The organism is Thermogutta sp., from assembly GCF_014359955.1.
Lineage (GTDB): Bacteria > Planctomycetota > Planctomycetia > Pirellulales > Thermoguttaceae > Thermogutta.
The window spans coordinates 1-3,193 of sequence record NZ_JACIYL010000522.1; the positions used below are offsets into that span (position 1 = coordinate 1).

Genomic DNA, 3,193 nt, shown 5'->3' on the forward strand with positions numbered 1-3,193 from the left:
CGGAAACCCCGGAAAATACCGGCTTTCCGGGGGGGGTCTTAATCGAACCAAGTTGGGATTGAAACCGTGACAGCGTGATGCTGGCTCGCGGCTTGCACGCCGTCTTAATCGAACCAAGTTGGGATTGAAACGCGGCATAGCGAGCTGGTACGCGATGACAGGCACGCTGTCTTAATCGAACCAAGTTGGGATTGAAACTTTCGCAAGGTTTCGTATTGTGTGCTCTGCAACCAGTCTTAATCGAACCAAGTTGGGATTGAAACATGTAAAGATAAACTTCACAGCCGAAGGGGTTAGCCGTCTTAATCGAACCAAGTTGGGATTGAAACCCTGTGGCCACAACGACAGTACCCATGCACATCATCGTCTTAATCGAACCAAGTTGGGATTGAAACCAGAACAACCATACCGGCAAACGACCGGACAGGACAACGTCTTAATCGAACCAAGTTGGGATTGAAACGAATAAAGGGGCGAATGGCGAATGGTGAATAGCGAATGGTAAGCACCGCGGCCGGGGAAGAATTATGTCGATGAGAAGTTCACGGCCGGCGTGCGGTCGTTCCTTCTTGTCCACACTGCCGCTCCAACCCGATTCGAGCTGGTCCTCCAAGTTAACGGTAGGGGCCATTCATGAATTGCCCCTACCAGCAAAGATTTATCGGGTGCGCGGGAAAACAATGCAATCGCCGAGGTGGTGAAGGCTAAAGCCTTCACTCAAAAGCGGCGATAAATCGCCGCACTCCATATGGAGTGCGGGGCTTTAGCCCCGCTATCGGCGCGGGACTTTTTCGCGTCCAGCGGCCGATGCCCGGAGCGTTATCGGGCGGCCGCCATTTGCGATTCCACATCCGCGATCAGATACGGTCCCTTGGGAATGACTGCCACCGTCATGTTCGGGCCGTATCGGCGGCGACACTCCTCCAGAGCCGCTTCAACGCTGGGAGCACTCTCCACGAAGAGCCGCTCGAGCTGTGTCGCTGACAACCCCTCAGTGACCACCACAATCCGGGCCTTGCGGCGAACCTTGGCCATCTCTTCCAGTTGCCACTGGTCCATGCGGAAATAGTTCCCCTGGGTGATTCGCTCCATGAATTCATCCAGCGAAGAATGCTCCCGAAAGATCTGCTGGAATTCCGGACTGCCGATCCCCTCGGAGATCTCCGCAGCGAGAATGACCGTGCCGCCGGGCTTCACAATCGGTTCCGCCGCCACCATCCCCTTCACGGACTGATAAAACGTGGCGTCCAGAGGATAACCGGCTGACGTGGTCACGACGACGTCCACCGGCTCGGGCACCGTATCCCGAACCATCGTGTCCACGAACCGGACTCCTTCCAGAAAGGCGGCCTCCATATCTCCCGCCACTGCGTGCACGACCCGCCGTTCCTCGTCGAGGACTACGTTGACGATGAAATCACACCCCGCCCGACGAGCAATCCACGTGTTCTCCTCGTGAACGGGATTCCCTTCCAGCACACCGCTGCGGGCGCGGGGATGCTCGAGGAATCGCGGAGAATGCCATACGCGAACGGTTTCCAGGGCCGCCAGCCCGGGACAGACGAGTTTCCGTCCCCCGGAATAGCCCGCCATGAAATGCGGTTCAATGAGGCCCACCGTGATCTTCAAGTCCGCCTGGAGATAGCGGCGATCAATCCAGATGGGGACTCCGCGGGGACTCTCACCCAGGTATTCGTGCTCTTCCAGATGCTGACCCGCATGATTCTCCACCCAGTATTTTTCCGCGATTTCCGCCCCCAGAATCTGGACCAATTCCTTGCCGAGGTTTGGCCGGTGCAGCCCTGTGGCAATGAGGATGAGAATCTTTTCCCGTGGGATGCCCGCCATCTCCAAAATGGGAAGCATCTCGGAGAGGATGAGTTCATTGGGAACGGGGCGGGTGATGTCGCAGACGACGATGCAAGCCGAGCGCTTACCGGCGGCGATCTCCGCGAGCGGGGGCGTTCCGATCGGCCGCCAGAGGACTTCGCGAATCACCGCCCGGGGGTCGGCCAAAGGTTCTGCCGGCCGATAACGCAGAATCTTGACCACGTTTTCGTCGGGTAATTCGACAAAAAGCCCCGACCGGCCGTAATCCAGCTTGATCCGCATGACAGCCATCCCCTCTTAAGAGAGGAGATCATTCCCACCCATTTTGCTTTGCCGGCGCAGTTCACCAGCCGGGCCGGCAAATTGCCCTGCCCCCACCAACGGGGCGACCCCTCATTTCTTCTGTTGCCCCTGGGCAGCGGGCGGCTCTTTCTTCTTTTTCTTCTTCATGGAGATTTTGGGCACCCGCACCTTGGGCAAACCCAGCGGGCAGTCCCCATCCTTGAATTTTTCGAGTTCCTGGAGCCGCTTGATTCGCTCCGCTCGGGTAAGCACGCTCCGTATCTTCACCGCAGCCTTTCGGATACGGAGACTTCTGTCCATCGTCATGGCGTGAATCTCCTGCCGAGAAATGACCTCGAATTGTTCTCTGTCTGTTCTGTGTATTGCTATTTTCTCTCAACCGGCCCGCAAGTTAACCCCCAAAAAGGGGAGACTGGGATGCCGGTCAGGCTGGCCTTCTGACTATCGCGAGAGAAACACTCAGTATAACGCCAACGCCACGCCATCACAACGAGGCCCCGCGCTGCACCATCCCCATTTTAGCAAAAACTTATGACATGCCGCGAGCGCAAGGGGTTGCAGGGCCATTCATGAACGACCCCTACCGGCAGCGTGGCCCGGGTAGGAGCAAGCCCTCTAACCCTTCGGAGGGACGCCTTCCACAGCGTCCAACGTGGATCTTAATCGAAAAGAGGGAACGATCCAAGGAAGAAGAAAGAGGGGCCTTCAAGGTGAGACGTGCGGACCTTGATCGCTGGCTTAATTGCGCTCGGTTTTGGCTGTTTCAGCCTTCCAGCGTAAATAGGTTTCCACGCCGGACTTGACCGCCGCCCAAACGAAACTGAGCACGGCCGCATCATCGAGGAGCCCTGCGACTGGGATGACATCCGGGCAGGCGTCAAGAGGTGTCAATACGTAGAGCAAGGCCGCGGAAGACATCGCGATCGTAGCCCACGGAACCTTGGTGTAGCGCCCGCACAGAAAATCAGAAATCATCGAAATCAAATTGGGGATGATGGCGGCGAATTGTCGCAATGCTCCAAAAGAGGCTTTGCGTTCAATGGCCGCGGTGTTGGCCAAG

At 57.2% G+C, this 3,193-nt stretch carries 3 protein-coding genes and 1 CRISPR repeat array; all 3 genes read right to left on the minus strand.

From position 1 onward, the window contains the following. Positions 1 to 35: 35 nt before the first annotated feature. Positions 36 to 463: a CRISPR direct-repeat array (repeat unit 30 nt; unit sequence GTCTTAATCGAACCAAGTTGGGATTGAAAC). Positions 464 to 819: 356 nt separating this feature from the next. Beyond that, positions 820 to 2,112 carry a nickel-dependent lactate racemase gene (larA, locus tag H5U08_RS13865; RefSeq protein WP_297034232.1) on the minus strand — a complete coding sequence of 431 codons (1,293 nt, stop codon included), beginning with the start codon at positions 2,110 to 2,112 and terminating at the stop codon, positions 820 to 822. A gap of 111 nt (positions 2,113 to 2,223) precedes the next feature. Beyond that, positions 2,224 to 2,439, minus strand: a complete 216-nt coding sequence (locus tag H5U08_RS13870; RefSeq protein ID WP_297034234.1) for a small basic protein — start codon at positions 2,437 to 2,439, stop codon at positions 2,224 to 2,226. A gap of 432 nt (positions 2,440 to 2,871) precedes the next feature. Then, on the minus strand, positions 2,872 to 3,193 hold a 322-nt coding region (locus H5U08_RS13875; protein WP_297034236.1), incomplete at its 5' end, for a YkvA family protein.